Origin of the sequence: Streptomyces sp. NBC_01235 (assembly GCF_035989285.1) — a bacterium.
Taxonomy (GTDB): domain Bacteria; phylum Actinomycetota; class Actinomycetes; order Streptomycetales; family Streptomycetaceae; genus Streptomyces.
In genome coordinates, this window is the sequence record NZ_CP108513.1 from 5,955,009 (window position 1) to 5,973,644 (window position 18,636).

The 18,636-nt window shown below is 72.0% G+C and carries 18 protein-coding genes; 10 read left to right on the forward strand and 8 right to left on the reverse strand.

Features of this window, described 5'->3' with window-relative positions; all coding sequences use genetic code 11:
• Positions 1-2: 2 nt before the first annotated feature.
• Positions 3-737, forward strand: coding sequence for a GAF and ANTAR domain-containing protein (locus OG289_RS26485; protein WP_327316511.1), 735 nt, complete (start codon positions 3-5; stop codon positions 735-737).
• 72 nt (positions 738-809) lie between these two features.
• Here the strand turns inward: OG289_RS26485 and OG289_RS26490 are convergent, their stop codons facing one another.
• Positions 810-1,604 carry a hypothetical protein gene (locus OG289_RS26490; RefSeq protein ID WP_327316512.1) on the reverse strand — a complete coding sequence of 265 codons (795 nt, stop codon included), beginning with the start codon at positions 1,602-1,604 and terminating at the stop codon, positions 810-812.
• A gap of 331 nt (positions 1,605-1,935) precedes the next feature.
• Here OG289_RS26490 and thrS point away from each other — a divergent pair, with 331 nt between their 5' ends.
• Both thrS and OG289_RS26500 read left to right on the forward strand, forming a co-directional pair.
• The gene (gene thrS / locus OG289_RS26495) at positions 1,936-3,156 is read left to right on the forward strand and encodes a threonine--tRNA ligase (RefSeq protein ID WP_327316513.1); all 1,221 of its coding nucleotides are present in this window, start codon (positions 1,936-1,938) and stop codon (positions 3,154-3,156) included.
• A 50-nt stretch (positions 3,157-3,206) separates the two neighbouring features.
• Positions 3,207-4,172, forward strand: a complete 966-nt coding sequence (locus OG289_RS26500; RefSeq protein WP_327316514.1) for a nucleoside hydrolase — start codon at positions 3,207-3,209, stop codon at positions 4,170-4,172.
• An 18-nt stretch (positions 4,173-4,190) separates the two neighbouring features.
• On the opposite strand, the gene OG289_RS26505 is transcribed toward OG289_RS26500, so the two are convergent.
• Positions 4,191-4,547 carry a nuclear transport factor 2 family protein gene (locus OG289_RS26505; RefSeq protein WP_327316515.1) on the reverse strand — a complete coding sequence of 119 codons (357 nt, stop codon included), beginning with the start codon at positions 4,545-4,547 and terminating at the stop codon, positions 4,191-4,193.
• 115 nt (positions 4,548-4,662) lie between these two features.
• On the reverse strand, positions 4,663-5,640 hold the full coding sequence (locus OG289_RS26510; protein WP_327316516.1) for an LAETG motif-containing sortase-dependent surface protein: 978 nt from the start codon (positions 5,638-5,640) through the stop codon (positions 4,663-4,665).
• Between the two features lie 277 nt (positions 5,641-5,917).
• On the opposite strand from OG289_RS26510, the gene OG289_RS26515 reads away from it, so the two are divergent.
• On the forward strand, positions 5,918-7,573 hold the full coding sequence (locus OG289_RS26515; protein ID WP_327316518.1) for a glycoside hydrolase family 13 protein: 1,656 nt from the start codon (positions 5,918-5,920) through the stop codon (positions 7,571-7,573).
• Positions 7,574-7,828: 255 nt separating this feature from the next.
• The gene (locus OG289_RS26520) at positions 7,829-11,218 is read left to right on the forward strand and encodes a S8 family peptidase (protein WP_327316519.1); all 3,390 of its coding nucleotides are present in this window, start codon (positions 7,829-7,831) and stop codon (positions 11,216-11,218) included.
• Between the two features lie 80 nt (positions 11,219-11,298).
• On the opposite strand, the gene OG289_RS26525 is transcribed toward OG289_RS26520, so the two are convergent.
• On the reverse strand, positions 11,299-12,003 hold the full coding sequence (locus OG289_RS26525) for a DUF4142 domain-containing protein (RefSeq protein WP_327320809.1): 705 nt from the start codon (positions 12,001-12,003) through the stop codon (positions 11,299-11,301).
• Between the two features lie 180 nt (positions 12,004-12,183).
• On the opposite strand from OG289_RS26525, the gene OG289_RS26530 reads away from it, so the two are divergent.
• Positions 12,184-12,912: an MOSC domain-containing protein gene (locus OG289_RS26530; protein WP_327316520.1), complete on the forward strand. Its 729-nt coding sequence runs from the start codon at positions 12,184-12,186 to the stop codon at positions 12,910-12,912.
• Here the strand turns inward: OG289_RS26530 and OG289_RS26535 are convergent.
• Positions 12,885-13,088: a hypothetical protein gene (locus tag OG289_RS26535; protein WP_327316521.1), complete on the reverse strand. Its 204-nt coding sequence runs from the start codon at positions 13,086-13,088 to the stop codon at positions 12,885-12,887. The two genes, OG289_RS26530 and OG289_RS26535, sit on opposite strands and share 28 nt — an antisense overlap.
• 193 nt (positions 13,089-13,281) lie before the next feature.
• Here OG289_RS26535 and OG289_RS26540 point away from each other — a divergent pair, with 193 nt between their 5' ends.
• Complete coding sequence (locus OG289_RS26540; protein WP_327316522.1) at positions 13,282-13,992, forward strand: DUF6445 family protein; 711 nt, start codon at positions 13,282-13,284, stop codon at positions 13,990-13,992.
• Positions 13,993-13,999: 7 nt separating this feature from the next.
• Here the strand turns inward: OG289_RS26540 and OG289_RS26545 are convergent, their stop codons facing one another.
• Entirely contained in the window at positions 14,000-14,512 is a 513-nt protein-coding gene (locus tag OG289_RS26545; RefSeq protein WP_327316523.1) for an FxLYD domain-containing protein, read from the reverse strand.
• 179 nt (positions 14,513-14,691) lie between these two features.
• Here OG289_RS26545 and OG289_RS26550 point away from each other — a divergent pair, with 179 nt between their 5' ends.
• Entirely contained in the window at positions 14,692-15,204 is a 513-nt protein-coding gene (locus OG289_RS26550; protein ID WP_327316524.1) for a DUF7144 family membrane protein, read from the forward strand.
• 202 nt (positions 15,205-15,406) lie between these two features.
• Positions 15,407-15,568 carry an FAD/NAD(P)-binding protein gene (locus OG289_RS26555; protein ID WP_327316525.1) on the forward strand — a complete coding sequence of 54 codons (162 nt, stop codon included), beginning with the start codon at positions 15,407-15,409 and terminating at the stop codon, positions 15,566-15,568.
• Here OG289_RS26555 and OG289_RS26560 read toward each other — a convergent pair.
• Positions 15,519-16,376: a M23 family metallopeptidase gene (locus OG289_RS26560; RefSeq protein WP_327316526.1), complete on the reverse strand. Its 858-nt coding sequence runs from the start codon at positions 16,374-16,376 to the stop codon at positions 15,519-15,521. The genes OG289_RS26555 and OG289_RS26560 overlap by 50 nt on opposite strands.
• 62 nt (positions 16,377-16,438) lie before the next feature.
• Positions 16,439-17,488, reverse strand: coding sequence for a glycoside hydrolase family 26 protein (locus tag OG289_RS26565; protein WP_327316527.1), 1,050 nt, complete (start codon positions 17,486-17,488; stop codon positions 16,439-16,441).
• Positions 17,489-17,706: 218 nt separating this feature from the next.
• Here OG289_RS26565 and OG289_RS26570 point away from each other — a divergent pair, with 218 nt between their 5' ends.
• Positions 17,707-18,573, forward strand: a complete 867-nt coding sequence (locus OG289_RS26570) for a hypothetical protein (protein WP_327316528.1) — start codon at positions 17,707-17,709, stop codon at positions 18,571-18,573.
• Positions 18,574-18,636: the final 63 nt, after the last annotated feature.

Genomic DNA, 18,636 nt, shown 5'->3' on the forward strand with positions numbered 1-18,636 from the left:
CCGTGAGCGACCACGAGCGGGACCGGGTCGCCGACGTCATCGCCCTGGAACTGCGCGGAGCCGGTCCGCAGGACGTGCCGCAGCGGCTGTGCGACGCCGTGCTGAAGCTGCTGCCGGTGAGCGGCGTGAGCGTGTCGCTGTGCGGCGACGGGATGCCCGTACCGCTGGGCGCGAGCGGGGGACGGGCCGCGTATGTGATGGAGATGCAGGTCACGCTGGGGGACGGCCCCTGCCGGGAGGCCGCGGAGACCGGTTCGGTGGTCGTCGCCCCGGATCTGGCCTCGGGCCGGGACGCCTCGCGCTGGCCGGTGTACGCCCAGCAGGCGGCCGCCGCCGGGGTGCGGTCGGTGTACGCGCTGCCCCTGGGCGACCGCGCGGTGTGCGTGGGCACCCTCGACCTCTACCGGGACGTCCCCGGCGAGCTCGCCGGCGACGAGGTGCGTACGGCGCGGATGGTGGCCGACGTGGTGACGGCGGCCCTGGTGGCGCTGCCGAGGGCCGGGCAGGACGACGCGGACGACGCGGACGGCGCGGGCTTCTGGCTGAGCCCGCTGGCCATCGACCACGGCGAGGTGTACCAGGCCGTCGGCATGGTCATGGCCCAGCTCGGCGTCGCCGCGGACGAGGCGCTGGCGCGGCTGCGGGGCCAGGCCTTCGCGAAGGGCCGGTCGGTGCTGGATCTGGCCCACGAGGTGGTCGCCCAACGGACCCGCTTCGACGACGACTCGACCGTCTGAAACCGTACCCGGGCCCCGGCGGATCCCCGGGGGCCACCGTGGACGTCCTCGGTGGCGGCGCATTGAGCTGCCTCAGACCTGCACCCTCCCCTGCTTCCTGACGTCCGCCAGCCGCTGTACGCCGAGCTGTACGGCCGCCTGGGTCGCCTCGTTCGGGGCGTCGTCGAGGCCGCCGTTGGTGAGGGCGAAGGCGTCCTCGCCGGCGCGGACGGCGGCCACGTCCAGGGTGAGGACGGTCGGGTCGCCGCCGGGGTTCTCCTCGGCGGTCGCCCAGATCGTCAGCGTCACCCGTAGGCCCTGGCGGACGTCGCCCACCTCCGGCAGCGGCAGCTCGGAGACCTGCGCGTCCAGCACGGTGTCACCGGTCGCCTTGGCCGTGAACCGGGCGCACTTCTGGGGCATCGTCTTCAGCCGGGCCAGCGTGCGGTCCACGGCCGCCGGACCGTTGCCGGTGAGCTGGTAGCGGAGCTGGGCGCCGGTGTCGGGGTCGTCGAGTGCGACGACCGCGCGGGCCGGGCCGCCGAGCAGTTCGTCGGTGTAGAGGGCGTCGAGGAGCTTCTGGCAGTCGGGGGTGGCGGTGGTCGCCTTGAGCATCCCGTCCCGCCAGGTGGCGGCGCCCCGGGTCGGGATCCAGGGCGCGCCGAGGTCGGTGTGGGTGATGAGAGCGGCGTGCGCCTGCGCCTCGGTGAGGACGGGGGCCGTGGCCGGCGCGGTGGACTTGGCCGACGACCGCTCGACGGTGGGGGTGGCGGGGGCCGCGGTCGGGGGGTGTTCCAGTCCGAGGGCGGCGCAGCCGGTGGTGACGGTGGTGACGGTGGTGAGGAGAACAGTGGAGGCCAGGAGGGTACGACGGGTACGACGGGCCATCGGGGGTGCCTCCAGGAGTACGCGCGCGGGGAGTGTCTCCCTTCACGGCAACATCGCCGCCGCGACGGGACCAGCGCGGCGGGCCGTACGGGTTACCGGCGTTGCTGCGGGCGGGTGGGCGGCGGAGTGGCCGACGGCGGAAAACGGATCGCGTCCCGCGGGCTCCCGTTGCTACGGTCTCCGGCATGCAGCGCGCCCAGCCGTCCCTGACGACGACGCCGGAGACTGTCCCGGCGCGCTGATCCATGACTGGATGTCCGAAGCCCCGGGGCGAGTGCCCCGGGGCTTCGCCGTGCCCCGGCCCCTCGCCCCGCGAACGAGGGAGACCCCCGTGCACGACCACGACCACCGCCGCCTCGGCCGCGAACTCGGCCTGTTCGACACCGACCCCCTGATGGGCGCGGGCCTGCCCTACTGGCTGCCCGACGGTGCCCTGATCCGCCACACCCTGGAGGAGTACGTGCGCGAGGCCGAGCGCGCAGCCGGCTACCGCCACGTCTACTCGCCGGTCCTCGGCAAACGCGAGCTGTACGAGATCTCGGGCCACTGGGAGCACTACAGCGAGGACATGTTCCCGCCCATGCGGCTGGGGGCCGAGCAGGTCGTGCTGCGTCCCAGCCTCTGCCCCCACCACGCGCTCATCTACCGCTCCCGCTCCCACAGCTACCGCGAACTGCCCCTCCGCATCGCCGAGTTGGGCGGCATGTACCGCTCCGAACTGTCGGGCGTGCTCGGCGGGCTGACCCGCGTACGGGCCATCCAGCTCAACGACGCCCATATCTTCTGCACCCTGGAGCAGGCCGTCGACGAGGCCCGGGCCGCCCTGGAGCTGATCGGCCGCGCGTACGCGGACCTGGGCATCCGCCCGGCCCGGTACCGGCTCTCCCTGCCGGGCCAGGGCGGTAAGTACATCGCCGATCCGGAGCTCTGGCGGCGGGCCACCGCACTGCTCCGGCAGGTCCTGGAGGGGGCGGGCATCGCCTACGACGCCGTCGCGGGCGAGGCCGCCTTCTACGGTCCGAAGATCGACGTGCAGATCACCGACCGCGCCGGCCGCGAGGCGACCCTCTCCACCGTCCAGATCGACTTCCACCAGCCCGAACGCTTCGACCTGCACTACGTCGGCGCGGACGGGGCGAAACACCGCCCCGTGATGGTGCACCGCAGTGTCATCGGCAGTGTGGAACGGGCCGTGGCGCAGCTCGTCGAGGAGCACGGCGGCGCGTTCCCGGTCTGGCTGGCGCCCGTCCAGCTGGTCGTACTGCCGGTGTCGCAGGCGCAGGCGGAACGGGCGGCGGGGCTGGTGCGGCGGGCGGCGGCGGCCGGACTGCGGGCGGAGCTCGCGGGCCCGGAGCAGGGCAGCCTGGGGGCCCGGATCCGGGCGGCGCGGCTGGTGCCGTACCAGGCGGTGATCGGGGAGCGGGAGGCGAGGGAGGACCTGGCCGCCGTCCGCCTGCGCGACGGCCGCCGCCCCGGGGAGCTGCCCGCCGACGAGCTGGTCCGCCGCATCGGCGAGCGGGCGGCGGCCCGCGGAACCGGGCTGTGGGAGTGAGAGCGGCCACATAGGGTCGGGAGCGACCGTGGTGCGGAAGGAGCCCTCAGGTGACCGAAGAGCAGCCCATCCCCGTGATCATCGACTGCGACACGGGCGTCGACGACGCCCTCGCCCTGCTGTTCGCCGTCCGCCACCCCGGCCTGGACGTGCGGGCGGTGACGTGCGTGGCCGGGAACACGGACGTGGACGGCGTGGTCCGCAACACGCTGACCGTGCTGGAACACGCAGGCGCCGGGGACATCCCGGTCGCCCGGGGCGCCGAACGCCCACTGATCGAACCGGTCCGCACGGCACGGCACGTGCACGGCGAGGACGGAATGGCCGACCTGGGCCTGCCCGCCCCGACCCGTCGCCCGGTCGACGTGGACGCGGTGACGTTGCTGCGCCGGGAGATCCTCGCCTCCCCGCGCCCGGTCACCCTGATCCCCACCGCGCCGCTGACGAACATCGCCCTGCTGCTGCGCACCCACCCGGAGGTGGTCCGCAACATCGAGCGGATCGTGTTCATGGGCGGCGCGGTGACGACCGGGAACGCCACGCCGGTCGCGGAGTTCAACGTGTGGCACGACCCGGAGGCGGCGGCGGTCCTGCTCACCGCCGGGGTACCGATCACGATGTACGGCCTGGACGTCTTCAAGCGGGTCCTGGTCCCGGCGGCGGACGTGGCACGGCTGCGGGCCGGCTCCGAGCCCCGTCTCCGCCTGGCCGGCGAACTGCTCGCCCACCGAGACCCGGCCGCCTCCGGCGACCCCACCCCCACCGGCGGCCTCGGCGACGCGGGCGCGGTGTGCGCGGTGGCCGACCCGGCGGGTCTGACCACCGAGCTCCTCCCGGTGGAGGTCTCCCTCGCGCCCGGGCCGACCCGCGGCCAGACGGTCGTCGACCGCCGTCCGCGCCCCGGCGAGGCCGAGATCCACGAGGGCGAACGCGAACAGGCCCTCGTGGACGTGGCGTTGGACGTGGACGTGGAGCGCTACGTGAAGCTGTGGCTGACGACGCTGGAGGGCGCCTAGGACGGGTGGCCCCGGTCCTCACACCCTGCCGCCGAAGAAGACCTGCACCTCCCGGATGAGGCCGTTCCGTACGGTGATCGCCTCGACGTTGCGGTGTCTGCCGCCCGTCGTGAGCTCGTACTCGTAGTACGCGAAGACGAGCTCCGCGTCCGCCGGGGTGACGTACAGCAGTCGCTGCTCCGTCATCCGGTCGGCCGTCGGAAAGCAGCGCTCGAAGAACGCCGTCTTGTCGATGTGGTCGTCCTGGGGGCTGGTGAAGGTGAAGTCGTCGGCGTAGAGCGGCAGGGCGGCGTCGCGGTTCTGCGCTCTGTAGTGCCGGAACGCGGCCTCGACGACGTCTTTCGGCCCGCCCGGAATGCCGCGAGTGTCGGTCATACGGCCACGGTAGTGCCGGTCAGGGTGTTTCACGCCGACCGGCGTTCGAGGACGAGGCCCCTCAAGGGCCGAACGGGGGTCTGGGGGCAGAGCCCCCAGACCCGCGACACATCCGTCAGTCGCGCAGCGCCTTGCGGCGCCGCGTGGCGACGACGATCGCCGCGCCGCCCGCCAGCAGGGCGGCCGCGCCGCCCGCGATCAGCGGAGTGTTGCTGCTCGCGCCGGTCTCCGCGAGGTCACCACCGCCACCGTTCGGCGTGGCCGCCGGCGGGGCGGTCGACTCGGAGGCGGAGGCGGACGGCGTCGGCGTGCCCGACTCCGACTCCGAAGCGGACGGCGACGCAGACGTGCTCCCGCTCGAGGACTCCGACGGCTCCGACGGCTGCGACGGCGTCGACGGCGTCGAGGAGGACGGCGTCGACGGCGACCCACCGCCGCCGGCCGGCGGAGACGACGGCGGCTGCTCGGTGACCGTGCAGTCCTTCGTGCCGCCGTTCCAGGCCGCGATCAGCTTGTCCTTGATGACCGGACGGTCCGGCCCCTTGGGCAGGTCCCCGTGGACGAACCCGTCCTTCGCGTCGAGCTTGCCGTCGAACTTGACCGCGCCCCGGTAGAGGTCGATCTGCGCGTAGCAGCCCGCGTCGGGCACGGCGATGTCGAGGGTGTCGGTCTGGCCGGGCTTGACCGTCACGCTGTCGAAGTCGACGAAGACCTGCTCGCCGGAGGTGCCGAAGCTGGCGCCGTGGGCGAGGTAGGAGGCGAGGGAGGCGGTGCAGGTGGTGGCGTCACCGGCGGCGCGGACCGAGATGTGGACCTTGCCGTCCTTGCTGGGCTTGAGATTCTGGTCGTCGACGCGGACGGAGTCGTAGAACTTCGTGCCGTCGAGCGAGAACTGGCAGCGGTCGGTCCCCGTCTCGGTGCCCGCCCCCGTTCCCGGCTGGTACTGGCCGCCGGACTTCCAGCCGTCGCCACCGGGCGTCCCGGTACCGGCGAGGGCCCCGGAGGCGGCGGCGACGGAGGCGGCGCACAGGGTGAGCGAAGCGGCGCCCGTCCCCAGCAGGCGGCGCACGGTGACACGTCTCGCTATGGACATGCGTTTCCCATCTTGGCGAGTGCCAGGGCTGATTGGTCAGATCAGGAGAGCAAATCAGGAGAGGCAAATCAGAAGAGGCAGATCAGAAGAAACACTGGGCCCATCGGTCACAGGCGCCACAGTGTGGCCCCATCGTCGTTTGCACGCCAGATCGCTGTCAACCTGCGCTAAACCCGTGGGAGTTCAAGGTTCCGTCACAGCTTCCCCACGTACGGAATGATCCACTCCGAACAGGCCGCACGTTCGCTTTCCCCGCCATATGGACAGTCATCTCCCCATGACCGACTTGTCATCCCACAGTCCCGACTGGTGGCGCCAGGCCGTCGTCTACCAGGTCTATCCGCGCAGCTTCGCCGACGCCGACGGCGACGGCCTCGGGGATCTGCGAGGCGTCGCCGACCGGCTGCCGCACCTGGCCGCCCTCGGCGTGGACGCGCTCTGGCTCTCCCCCTTCTATCCGTCCGAGCTCGCCGACGGCGGCTACGACGTCGCCGACCACCGGGACGTGGACCCGCGCCTGGGCACCCTGGCCGACTTCGACGCCCTCGCCGCCGAGGCCCACCGGCTCGGCCTGAAGGTGATCGTCGACCTCGTCCCGAACCACACCTCCCACCAGCACCCCTGGTTCCAGGAGGCGTTGGCCGCCGGCCCCGGCGCCCCGGCCCGCGCCCGCTACGTCTTCCGCGACGGACGCGGCCCGGCCGGTGAACTCCCGCCCACCGACTGGCAGTCCGTGTTCGGCGGCAGCGCCTGGCGGCGCGTCCCCGACGGCCAGTGGTATCTCCACCTCTTCACCCGCGAGCAGCCCGACCTCAACTGGGACCACGAGGAGGTCCGCGAGGACTTCCGCACCACACTGCGCTTCTGGTCCGACCGGGGCGTCGACGGCTTCCGCGTCGACGTCGCCCACGCCCTCGCCAAGGACCTCGCCGAGCCCCTCCGCGACCTGGGCGACCCGGAACTCAGCGGCGAGGAGGCCCTGGCGCACCTCCCGCCCGGCACCCACCCCTTCTACGACCGCGACGACGTCCACGAGATCTACCGTGACTGGCGCCGCGTCCTCGACTCCTACACCCCGCCCCGCACGGCCGTCGCCGAGGCCTGGGTCCCGGGCGCCCGCCGCGCGCTGTACGCCCGCCCGGACGAACTGAACCAGGCATTCAACTTCGAGTATCTTCAGGCGAGTTGGGATCCGGAGGAGATCCGTGCGGTCATCACCGACTCCCTCGCCACCGCCCGTGCCGTCGGCGCCTCGGCCACCTGGGTCCTGTCCAACCACGACGTCGTCCGCCACACCTGTCGCCTCATGCTCCCGCCGGGCACGGACGACAACACCTGGCTCCTCGCGAACGGCCACGCCCCGCGCGTCGACGAGCCGGCCGGCTTGCGCCGGGCCCGCGCGGCGACACTGCTGATGCTGGCGCTGCCGGGCTCGTCGTACGTCTACCAGGGCGAGGAGCTGGGCCTGCCCGAGGTCGCCGACCTGCCCGTGGAGGTCCTCCAGGACCCCCTCTGGGAGCAGACGGGCCGCGTCCGCAAGGGCCGCGACGGGTGCAGGGTGCCGCTGCCGTGGACGACGACCGGGCCGTCGTACGGCTTCGGCGCGGCCGGCGCGTGGCTGCCGCAGCCGCCGTACTTCGCGCGGTACGCCGTCGCGGCGCAGGACGGCGTGGAGGGCTCCACGCTGGAGCTCTACCGCACGGCCCTGCGCCTGCGCCGCAAGCTGCTGGAGGGCGAGGAGCTCACCTGGGCCCGCGAAACCCCGCCGGGCGTGCTGTCCTTCGCCCGCTCCGACGGCTGGCGCTGCGTGACCAACCTGTCGGACGCGCCGGTGCCGTTGCCGCCCGGGGAGGTGCTGCTGAGCAGCGTGCCCCTGGACGGCGACGACGGCGGCGGACGGCTGGGCCCGGACACGACGGTCTGGTTGGCCTAGACGGGCCGGCCGGCCCAGGCAGGACGCGCCGGTGCCGTTGCCGCCCGGGGAGGTGCTGCTGAGCAGCGTGCCTCTGGACGGCGACGACGGCGGCGGACGGCTGGGCCCGGACACGACGGTCTGGCCGGCCTGGTTCTGTCTCGGCGAACCGTCCGGGCGAACTGGAAGTGAAACATTCCGGTACGCCCACCTCGTCGGTCCCCAGTGGAGGCACATGTTTCCTCGTGTGCCCGAATGCCTCTCTGGGGAGGACAGTTGCGCAAGAGACTCAACGGACCCGGCAGGGTCGTCATGGCGGCGGCGCTCGCGCTGGCCGCGGGGGTGGTCACCGCTCTGCCGGCCACCGCCACCGCCGCCCCGTGGTCGGTCTTACCGTCCGCCGCCGCCGCGTCGCCGACCGGCACGGGGACGGCCACCGCTCCCGTGTCCCACTGGATCACCCTGATCACGGGCGACCGGGTCGGCGTGAGCGCGGCGGGGGAGCCCGTCCGGATCGTGCCCGGCAAGGGGCGCGAGAACATGCCCGTCAAGGTCGAGCGGACCAAGGACCACACCCTGGTCCTCCCGTTCGACGCCCAGCCGCTCATCGACAAGGGCCAGGTCGACGAGCGACTGTTCGACATCAGGGAACTCGACGGCGCCGCGTACCGGAAGCACCAGGGGTCGTCGGGCACCGGACTGATCGTCAGCTACCAGGACACGGCTGCGGGCGGCACCGCGCTGAAGGCGGCCCGGAGCCTGAAGTCCGAGCTGCGGGAGGACGGCGGAGCCAAGGTGCGCCGCTCTCTTCCGACGATCGGCGCCGAGGCCGTCACCGTGCCCGACGCCGCCACGAAGGACGTCTGGGAGACCCTGACCCGGCCTGCCGGCAAGGCCCTCGATGGACAGCGCACCGCCGACCCCGGGCTGCGCCGGATCTCCCTCGACGGCATGCGCAGGGCGAGCCTCGACAAGAGCACGGCCCAGATCGGCGTGCCCGCCGCACGGCAGGCCGGTTACGACGGCAAGGGCGTGCGGATCGCCGTCCTGGACACCGGCGTCGACGAGACGCACCCCGACCTGCAGGGCCGGCAGGAGGCGGAGCAGAACTTCTCCGCCTCGCCCGACGCCATGGACCGCTTCGGCCACGGCACGCACGTGGCGTCCATCGCGGCCGGTACGGGAGCGAAGTCCGGCGGCACGTACGAGGGCGTCGCCCCGGGCGCCCGCATCCTCGACGCGAAGGTGCTCGACGACGACGGGTACGGCAGCGATTCCGACATCGTCGCCGGCATGGAATGGGCGGCCGCCCAGAACGCCGACATCGTCAACCTCAGTCTGGGGCAACAGGACCGGCCCGGCGTCGACCTGGTGGAAGAGGCCGTCAACCGGCTCTCGACCGAGCACGGCATCCTCTTCGTCGCCGCCGCGGGCAACAGCGGCCCGGACGCGGGCACCGTCGCGTCGCCCGGGAGCGCCGAGATGGCGCTGTCGGTGGGAGCGGTCGACGGCGACGACGCCGTCGCCCCGTTCTCCGGCCGTGGTCCGGCCGCCGACGGCACGGTGCTCAAGCCGGACATCACGGCGCCCGGCGTGGACATCACCGCCGCCGTCGCGCCCGACAGCGTGATCTCCCGGAGGGTCGGTGAGCAGCCGCCCGGATACGCCACGATCTCGGGAACGTCGATGGCCACCCCGCACGTCGCGGGCGCGGCGGCGCTGCTCAAGCAACGGCATCCTGACTGGACGGGCGCGCAGCTGAAGGCGGCGCTCGTGGCCGGTGCACGGCCGTCCGGCGCGGGTGCGCTCGTGGAGGGCGGCGGTCGCGTCGACGTCGCCGCGGCGATCGGGCAGACGGTGGTCGCCGAGCCCACGTCGCTGGCGTTCGCCCGCCAGTCCTACCCGCACGCGGACGACGAGCCCGTCGCCAAGCAGCTCACCTACCGCAACCTCGGCGGCGAGCCGGTCACCTTCGACCTGTCGGTGGCCGCCACCGGACCCGACGGAAAGGCCGCGCCGGCGGGCATGTTCACGCTCGACGCCCAGCGGCTGACCGTCCCCGCGAACGGGACGGCCACGGTCGGTCTGACGGCCGACACCCGACCGGGCGGCGACGTCAACGGCGTGTACACGGCGGTCGTGACGGCCGGCGGCGCGGGCCAGTCCGTCAGGACGAGGGCGGCCGTCGAGCGCGAGATCGAGACGTACGACGTGACGGTGCGCCACCTCGACGCCGACGGCGAGCCGGCCACCGCATACTGGCCCTCCCTCAACGCGCTCACCGGTTCCGGCGTCGGGCACGAGGTCGACGCGAAGAACACCTCGACCGGCGTCTACTCGGCGCGTCTGCCGAAGGGGATCTACTACCTCGACGCCACGATCGGCGGCTCGGACGGGAGCCGGAGCATGATCACGGCGCCGCACTTCGAGGTCACGAAGGACACGACGGTCACGCTGGACGCGCGCACCGCGAAGCCGATCGAGATCACCGGTCCCGATCCGGACGCGGAACGGGTGTACGCCGAGATGTTCACCGAGCTCAACACCTCTGAGCTCGGCATCTCGGCCGGTCTGCTCGGCACCTCCTTCGCGACCCTCCGCAGCGCACAGCTCGGCCCGGACTTCTCGACCGAGGGCACCCTGTACCAGGGTTTCAGCGCGCTCGACGTCAACGGCACGAAGCAGTACCGCCTCGCCTACGGCGACAAGGTGACCCGGCTGGCCACGGGCTTCGAACGGCAGGCGAAACCGGCGGACCTGGCGAAGATCGGCACCCGGCTGGGGGCCACGGTCCCCGGAAAGCAGGGGGTGCTCATGGCTCAACCGTTCGTCCCGGGCATCTTCGGCTCCATCTTCACCCCGGGCGTGGCGCGTCCGCTGCCCGTGGCGACGACCACCTACGTGACGACGGGCACCGACTGGGCCATCGGCCTGGATCAGCTCGACGACACGGCGAGCTATCCCGAGCTGTCGCACGGTGCGGGGATCCAGCACTACGAAGCCGGTAAGTCCTACCGCCGTGACCTGGGCATCGGGGTCTTCGGCCCGGCGCTGACGACGCGCGAGAGCGAGGGCGTCACGCGCAACGGCGACCAGATCACGGGCTGTCTCAGCCTCCTCAGGGACGGCACGGGCAACTCGGGCTACGGCAACGACGACACCCGCTCGGCCACGCTGTACCGGGACGGGGTCGAGGTCGCTTCCTCGCCGTACCTCCTGAGCTGCGGGAACGGTGTCACCGTCCCGGCGGAGGCCGGTGACTTCCGGCTCACGGCGACGGCCACCCGCGGCGGCCCCTCCGCCACGCCCACCGAGGTCGAGGCGACCTGGACCTTCGCCTCCGGCCACACCACCGCCGAGGAGGCACTGCCCATCTCGGTGGTCCGTTTCGCGCCGCACCTCGACGGCGACTCGACGGCCCCTGCCGGGGCGGTCACCTGGGTGCCGGTGACCGTTGTCGGTGCGGCAGCGGGCGCGAACCTCAAGTCGCTCACCGTCGAGATCAGTTACGACGGCAAGACCTGGAAGAAGGTGGCGGTGGGCAAGCTGGGGATCATCGTCCGCACCCCGGCGGCCGGCCAGAGCATCTCGCTGCGCGCCGCCGTCGTCGACAAGCAGGGCAACACCCTCACCCAGACGATCCACAACGCCTACCGGGGCAAGTGACCCCGTACGGCAACGGAGCGGCCCGGTCGACATACCCGTCGACCGGGCCGCTCCACCTGCAAGAAGTGTCCTTCTGAGGGCTACTGGCCGCTCACGGCCTTGCCGAGGTCCAGGGGGGTGGAGGTGGCGTTCGGCGGCGGGGTGAGCACGATCAGCTGCTGACCGGCCGGCGGGACCGGCGGGGTCATGTCCGACTGGGGCAGCTTCGGCGGGGTCGTCTGGTTGAACAGCGTGGTGTCGAAGTCGACCAGGCCGGTCTGCTCCATCACCGTGATGTGGTCCAGAACGGTGTCGTTGGCCTGGTCGGCCAGGGAGCGTATCAGCGTGTTCTTCGTCGTCGAGCGGATCTTCGCAATGGTGTTGAAGATCGAACCGTGCGTCATGCGCAGGATGTTGGCGAAGTCGACGTCGAACTGCTTGCCCTGGTCCGCCTTGAGGGTGTTGACGAAGCCCTCCTGCTGCGGACTGGCCACGTTGGGGATCGTGATGTTCAACATCGGCGCGATCTTGCGGCAGGACTCGTCCAGCGCCGCGTGCCCGTCGATCAGGTGCTGGCTGGCGGTGAGGACGCCCTTGCTCTGCCCCTTCTGCAGCCCGATCTGTCCCACCGGGTACTCCCACAGGCCGGCTGCCCGCACTGCCACCACGAAGGACCGGTCCCCTTCCGTCAACGGCCCCCACTGTGTGTTGGCGATGACCCGGTCGGTGGACGTCGACACGGTGGAAAGCCCAAGCATCGATGGGTACGCGAGGGCGCCGAGCGTCAGTGTCAACGCGCCGCCCACGAAGAGAGTTCCCATCGCGTTCCGCGAAAGTGGCACCGTTCCTCCTGCCCGGTTGGGGAATCCGCCGATGTGCCGTCGATGTGTCGTCGCCCGGCGGGTCGGACAGAGAGAAATACGAACGCGAGCCGGTTCGGACTCACCGAGCCGGCAAAAAACTTTGGTGACGAAGGGGCGTGGGGGATGGCAGCGAGGCTGGTCGGCATCACGTACTACCCGGTGAAGGGCTGCGCGGGAACGGCGCTCACGGAGGCGACCCTGACGCACGCCGGACTGCTGAACGACCGCACCTACGCGGTCGCCGACGAGAAGGGCGACCTGCGCTGGCAGTGGGGCGATCCCCAACTGGCCCTGATCACGCCAGAGTTGACGGAATCCGGCGAACTGATCCTGAAGGCGCCGGACAGGCCGCCGGTCATGGCGCAGGACGGTGGGGACGTGAACGCCTGGCTCACGGACGTCCTGGGCACCCCGAGCACCCTGGTCCGCGCACCGGCAGGCAACGCCAACCGTCTGCACGTCATCTCCCGCTCCAGCCTGGACGCCCTGAACCACCGCATCACCGAACGCGGGGCCGCCCCCGTCCCCATGACCCGCTTCCGCCCGAACCTGGTGGTGGACGGCTGGCACACCCCGCACACGGAGAACGGCGCGGCGCGTCTGTCCATCGCCGGCACCGAACTGGCCTTCACCGAGGGAACGGTCCGCTGCGCGATCACGATGGTCGACCAGACCACCGGCCGCCGATCGGGCCCGGAACCCCTGCGCACCCTCGCGGACCACCGCCGCGCGGCCGACGGCGGAGTCGTCTTCGGCGCGTACTTCGAGGTCCGGCGCGAGGGGAAGATATCGGTCGGGGACGAGGTACTCCTACCCGAGGAGGATCAGACGTCCGTGACGAGCAGCCGGTAACCGACGTCGACGGCGTCGAGGCCGAGCGGCTCGGAGTGGTGGCGGCGCCAACGACCAGTCGCCAGATCCTCCTCGAGCGCCGCGAGCCCGGGCGCGGAGCACCTCCTCACCGGTCTGCGCGAGCAGCGAGATCCCGGCTCGCGGTGGGTGCGCAGGGCGCGGTTCATGGTGTGCACGCGGAGTGACTCCTGGACGCTGCGCCGGGCGGGACCATGTTCCGCCGGTGGGGTTCTCCCGGACCGCGACCCCGTTCGTGGGCTGGGTTCTGACCTGGCTTTGCCGAGATTGGCGAAGCCTTGACCGCTTCGCGGGGCATTCCGGGCGAGTTCGCGGGCGAGTCCTGGTGAACCCTCGGCCTAGATTCGCCGCATGTCCATGCCACAGCGGCCCCACCGGCCCGTAAGGGCTGCCGCCACGCGTCCCCTCCCTGTCCTGCCCTACCGCAAGCCCACCAAGGGCCGCGACTACTGGGTGATCGACGACGTCTTCCCCGAGGCCGACATCGAGGGGATCCGCGCGCGCTGCCTCGCCAAGGACGACTGGGTCGAGGGATACCCGTACACCTCGGAGAGCTGGCCCGGACTGCGCACCATGCCGGGGCTGGAGCCGGGCGAACTCGGGCGGGTGGAGCGGCTGGTGCGGAAGGCGACGGGGGCGCAGAGGCTGTGGGTGCAGCAGGCGCCCGGCGGCGGCACCCTCAACCACAACTGCATCCAGGTGGTAGGCGAGGGGGAGAGCACGCCCCGGCCGCACTCCGACTCGCGTGCGCTGTGCCGGTACGCCGCCGTGCTGTACCTCAACCCGTCCGTGCCCAAGGACTGCGGGACCAGCTTCTACCGGCAGTCCCTGGCCGGCGGGCGGCTCGGCGGCAACGTCGTCCAGGCCCCGCACAACAACCTCGTCGAAGCCCTCGGTACCCGGTTCGTCGCGCCGGACGCCTTCGAGGAGGACGTACGGGTGCCCCACAAGTACAACCGGCTGCTCCTCTACAACGCCAACCTCATCCACAGCGCGACCGGTTACTCCGGTACGACGCTTGAGGAGAAGCGGATGACGGCCGTCTTCTTCTGGATGGCCTGAGCCCGCGTCAGTACCGCACCGCCCGGGCCACCTCCGTCTTCACCGCGCCGGAGAGTGTGCGGTTGCTGCGGGCGGTGGCCTTGCCGGTCTTGCCGGCCGGGACGTCCGAGACGGTGACGAGGACCGTGTCGAGCCGGTTGCCCCCGGAGTCCTTGAAGTCGACCTGGACGGCGAAGGACTTCGTCGAGTCGGCGCTGTTGGTGACGGTGACCTCGACCGTGCTGCGGTCGCCGTCGGTGCCCGGCGTGCCGAGCTTCACGTCGCCCTCGACGTCCACCCCGCCCTTGATCTGGTCGAGCTCGCGGCCCACCTCCGCCGTCGCCGAGGCGAACGCCGACGATGCCTCGGAGGCGAGGGAGGACGCGGCCGCGGTGGCCTCCCTGCCCAGCGACTCGGCGGCGGAGGCGGCCTTGCTGGCCGCCGACGACACGGACGAGGGGGTGTTGTCGTCCGAGCAGCCGGTGAGTGCGACGGCGCAGATCGCCGCCGTCAGCGCCAGCACGCCCTTGGTGCGCGGCATCGTGCCTCCTGTTGGTTCCCGCGGGCCTTCCTCCAGTGAAGGGGCGGTCGGCGCCGTCCGCATGCCGGCTCACCCGTACGGCGCACCCCCGTGGTGACGGCCCTCACCCGGACGGATGGTCGACATGGACAGCAGGATGAAGGCCTAGGCCGGCCACCTACACGGAAACGGGCAGCGCCATGAGAGACCAGTCGTACTCCCAGCCGCCGCAGTCGCAGGGGCCCCCGGTCTGGGACCCGTCCCACCAGGGCACGGGCACGCCCGGCCGGGCCGCGCCCCCGCGGGCGGGCGGCGGGCTCGCCGCCGGGGGTGTCCTCTTCGCGGGCGTGCTCATGTTCGTGAGCGGGCTTCTCGCCGTCTTCCAGGGCATCGCCGCGATCGCCGAGGACGACGTCTACGCCCGGGTCGGCGACTACGTCTACGAGATGAACCTGACCGGCTGGGGCTGGGTCCTGCTGATCGTGGGGGTCGTGGCGGCGGTGACCGGCTTCGGGCTGCTCAAGGGGGCCGAGAGCGCCGAGTGGGCCCGGATCGGCGGCATCGTGCTGGCTTCCCTGAGCCTGGTCCTGCAGTTCCTGTTCCTGCCGTACGCGCCGTTCTGGGCGGTCGTCCAGATCGCCATCGACGTCTTCGTGATCTGGGCGCTGGCGGCCGTCCACCGTCCGCCCGTCACCCCTCACGCGGGCGTGTGAACACCGTCCCCTGTCCCGGCGGCACGCCGGGCTGCCCCGGGTCGGCGGGGCAGCCCCCACGTATCCCCGGGTGCACGGCTCGCGTAGGGCTCGCGTACGACCCGCCTACGTGAGTGTGACCCGGATCACATTCCGATCTGTCGCGTCCCGGCCGGGTCGTCTGTCCCATGGGTGTCACCGTCGACCCAGGGAGTGACTGACCATGAGGTACGACGGCCACCGCATCGTCGTCCTCGGCGCCGGCTGCACCGGCATGCTCGCCGCGATCCGGCTGTCCCACCGGACACGGCGCACGGGCGCGAGCGTCACGTTGGTCAACCCGGAGAAACCGGGGGGACGGCGAAAGAACGGCCCCGTGGCCTGACGGACACGTCCACGGCCTTGCGGCGCAGCCAGGGCAGGGGCGACACCGCGGAGCCGATGTAGGGGGTGATCCGCACCTCGAAGTGGAGGTGCGGGCCGGTGACGTTGCCGGACGCGCCGGACAGGCCGATGCGCTGGCCGGCCGTCACACGCGCCCCCTTGCGTACGTCGATGCGGGACAGATGGGCGTACAGCGTGAAGTAGCCGTCGCCGTGCCGGATCAGGACCTGGTTGCCGAAGCCGTCGCCGCAGGTCGTCGCGCGGACGGTGCCGGAGCCGACGGCGTACACGGGTGTACCGGAGGCAACGGCGAAGTCCTGGCCGGTGTGACGGTGCATCCAGTGGGAGCCCTTCGCGGCGTAGCCGGCGGAGAGCCGGTAGCGTCGGGTCGGGGCGGTCCAGAGCTTGGCGCGCCGCCCGGACGAGGACGAAGCCGGGGACGAGGCTGAAGGCGAGGCCGGGCGGCTGCGGTTTCCGAACGGGCAGTGGCCGTCCCGCCCGGACGGATCGACGGCGACCGGGTCCCCGGAGTCCCGCCCCGCGGCCCGCAGCATGTCCCACAGGTCCGCCCGGAGGGCCTTGCGACGGCGTTCGGCGTTCTTGATCCGCGTGGGGAGAGCGTCGGTTTCCCGGAGCCGGTCGACCCGCTCGCGAGCCTGCTCGTGCGCGCGGACGGCACGGGCGGCGGCCGTGCGCGACCCGTCGCTCCCGGCTCGGGCGGGCACGGCGGCGAGCGCGAGCAGGAGGAGGGCGAGCAAGGCGGCCGCCCCCGTCGCTGCACGCGGGTGCGCGTGGTGTTCTCGTCCCATCGTGTGATCATCGGCCGGGCGGGGCGGCCTGGCACGGTACGCGCCCGGAGGGCGGGCAGCGTTCACCCGTGCGGCCCCGCGAGCAGGGAGCGATAGACGGCGGACGACCGGGGATTGCCGGAGCATCTCCACACGCCGTGCGGACAGTAGTCGCTGATGGTCTGGTACAGCGGCCGGTGCTCGGCGAACCAGGTGAGCATGGCGCGTACGTAGTCCGGGTTGTCGCCGTTGCGGTACAGCCCCCACTCCGGGTACGAGACCGGCTTGCCGTGCGCCCGCGCGAACCGCACCTGCGCGGCGAGACCGTACGGCTCGGCGACCTGCTCCTCGAAGGACATGCCGTGCGGCTGGTCGTAGGCGTCCATGCCGACGACGTCGACGTACCGGTCGCCGGGATAGCACTCGGTCCACGGGACGGCGTCCCGCCCCCGACTGGGCGTGAACTCGAACCGAAACCGCTGCCCCGCACCGCCCACGGACTCCTCGGACTCCACGGGCTCCTCGGACCGCATGACGTCGACGATCCGGCCCCAGTACCGCTTCCAGGCCACCGGATCGGGCCCGCAGCGGTGGGTGTACGTGGTCCCGTTCATCTCCCACCCCACCACCAGCACGGCATCGGGCACCCCGAGCGCGACGAGCCGCCGGGCCAGCGCCCGGAAGTGCCCGTCGTAGTCGCCCCGGGCTCCCTTGCGCAGCTCCTCCCGCACGACCGCGTCGGACACGTGCTCCTCGGTCCGCTCCAGCATCGGCACGTTGAGCACGAACATCCGGTCGGCGCGCTGGCTCCGCCACCGCGCCCAGTACTCCAGATACCCGGGCGCCCCCTCGATGTTGCTCCACCGGTCCCCCGGCAGATACGCGTGCCCGACCCGAGGCGTCGCCGCACCCAGCCACTCGTCCAGCCCCGCGATCCGCCGCACCCCGGCACCGTCGTACCCCACATACGCCCCGAACGCCCCGGGCGGCCCACCGACTCCCTTTCCCACGGGAACACAGGCGGGCCCGACGAGAAACACAAGGGCGGCGAGGAGCGGACCCAGCAGACCCCGAAGACCACGAAGGGACTGAAGGGACTGAAGGGACCGAAGCGACCAAGGGGGACGAAACATCGGCTCATCATGACGCCCCATCCCCTCCCCCGCCCCGAACTCACCACCGAACCACCCGGACCGGGGACGCGACCCACGCACCAGCGGGCAGGGCGTACGCAAGCGGCCGCGCGGCGGCAACCTTTGTCCGGGGCCGCGGCAACCCACAGGTGCACGAAGCGCGCAGACGCACGAACAAGAAGGCACGTGAATCCCGTTCCCCACACGAGGAGTTCACCATGTGCAGGCATCCCGCACGGTCCCTCGCACGACTGCTCACCGTTCTCGCGGCGCTCGCCGCTCTCCTCTTCCACGCGACCGGCGTCGCGGCCCCCCGCGCCGAGGCCGCCGACGAGTGGAATCCTCCCGCCAACCTCGTGCAGCCGCTGAACGAGGTCTGGAACCACGTCTCGACGACCTACCCCGACCTCTACGGTTTCCGCAACTACGGCTGGGACCAGGTCATGGCCAACAAGGGGAGCATCAACTACTGCGTCCGCTGGGAGTCCGACGCCCCCGTCAGCACCGCCCTGCGTGACCAGATCCACGCGGCCCTGAAGAAGCAGTTCGCCAAGTGGATGGCGGCGCAGGTGGAGAACGGCCGGGCCTACGACAACTGGCCGTACACCACCGTTCCGGTCAACATCGTCGGCTGGGCCGTCAAGGACCGCTCCACCCTCCAGTGGACCGACAACTCCGTCGACATCTACTCCGGCGTCCTCGACGACGCCGGCGCCCCGCAGTGCGCCCCCGACTGCGGCCGCTTCTTCCACCAGGACGGCAACTACTCCAAGTGCCCCGGCGGCACCGCCCGCCACTACGACCAGTCCCTCTGGCTCACCAAGGGCTTCCAGGGCGGCGCCGGCGGCGACTGGGGCCAGCGGGTCGGCCAGGAGTACTTCACGTCCGTCCTGAACCAGGAGAACATCCACATCTACCTGCATGAAGTCGGCCACACCTTCGGCCTCGACGACTTCTACGACTGGACCCCCACCGGCCAGTGCTGCTTCCTGATGAACGCGGGCACGGCCACCCAGATCACCGACTTCGACAAGTGGATGCTGCGCGACTTCTGGCGGCACCTGAAGGGGAGGTACGGCCTCTGACAAGCCCGCCGAGGCCTTGGAGGCCTGGGAGGCCTTGGACAACTGACCTCGTCGCGTAGGTGC

What these genes read in the sequence shown, in the direction of transcription:
- OG289_RS26490 (WP_327316512.1), bottom strand. Translation starts at nt 1,604, where the DNA reads ATGGCCCGTCGTACCCGTCGTACCCTCCTGGCCTCCACTGTTCTCCTC.
- OG289_RS26505 (WP_327316515.1), bottom strand. Translation starts at nt 4,547, where the DNA reads ATGACCGACACTCGCGGCATTCCGGGCGGGCCGAAAGACGTCGTCGAG.
- OG289_RS26510 (WP_327316516.1), bottom strand. Translation starts at nt 5,640, where the DNA reads ATGTCCATAGCGAGACGTGTCACCGTGCGCCGCCTGCTGGGGACGGGC.
- OG289_RS26515 (WP_327316518.1), top strand. Translation starts at nt 5,918, where the DNA reads ATGACCGACTTGTCATCCCACAGTCCCGACTGGTGGCGCCAGGCCGTC.
- OG289_RS26530 (WP_327316520.1), top strand. Translation starts at nt 12,184, where the DNA reads ATGGCAGCGAGGCTGGTCGGCATCACGTACTACCCGGTGAAGGGCTGC.
- OG289_RS26540 (WP_327316522.1), top strand. Translation starts at nt 13,282, where the DNA reads ATGTCCATGCCACAGCGGCCCCACCGGCCCGTAAGGGCTGCCGCCACG.
- OG289_RS26545 (WP_327316523.1), bottom strand. Translation starts at nt 14,512, where the DNA reads ATGCCGCGCACCAAGGGCGTGCTGGCGCTGACGGCGGCGATCTGCGCC.
- OG289_RS26550 (WP_327316524.1), top strand. Translation starts at nt 14,692, where the DNA reads ATGAGAGACCAGTCGTACTCCCAGCCGCCGCAGTCGCAGGGGCCCCCG.
- OG289_RS26555 (WP_327316525.1), top strand. Translation starts at nt 15,407, where the DNA reads ATGAGGTACGACGGCCACCGCATCGTCGTCCTCGGCGCCGGCTGCACC.
- OG289_RS26560 (WP_327316526.1), bottom strand. Translation starts at nt 16,376, where the DNA reads ATGGGACGAGAACACCACGCGCACCCGCGTGCAGCGACGGGGGCGGCC.
- OG289_RS26565 (WP_327316527.1), bottom strand. Translation starts at nt 17,488, where the DNA reads ATGTTTCGTCCCCCTTGGTCGCTTCGGTCCCTTCAGTCCCTTCAGTCC.
- OG289_RS26570 (WP_327316528.1), top strand. Translation starts at nt 17,707, where the DNA reads ATGTGCAGGCATCCCGCACGGTCCCTCGCACGACTGCTCACCGTTCTC.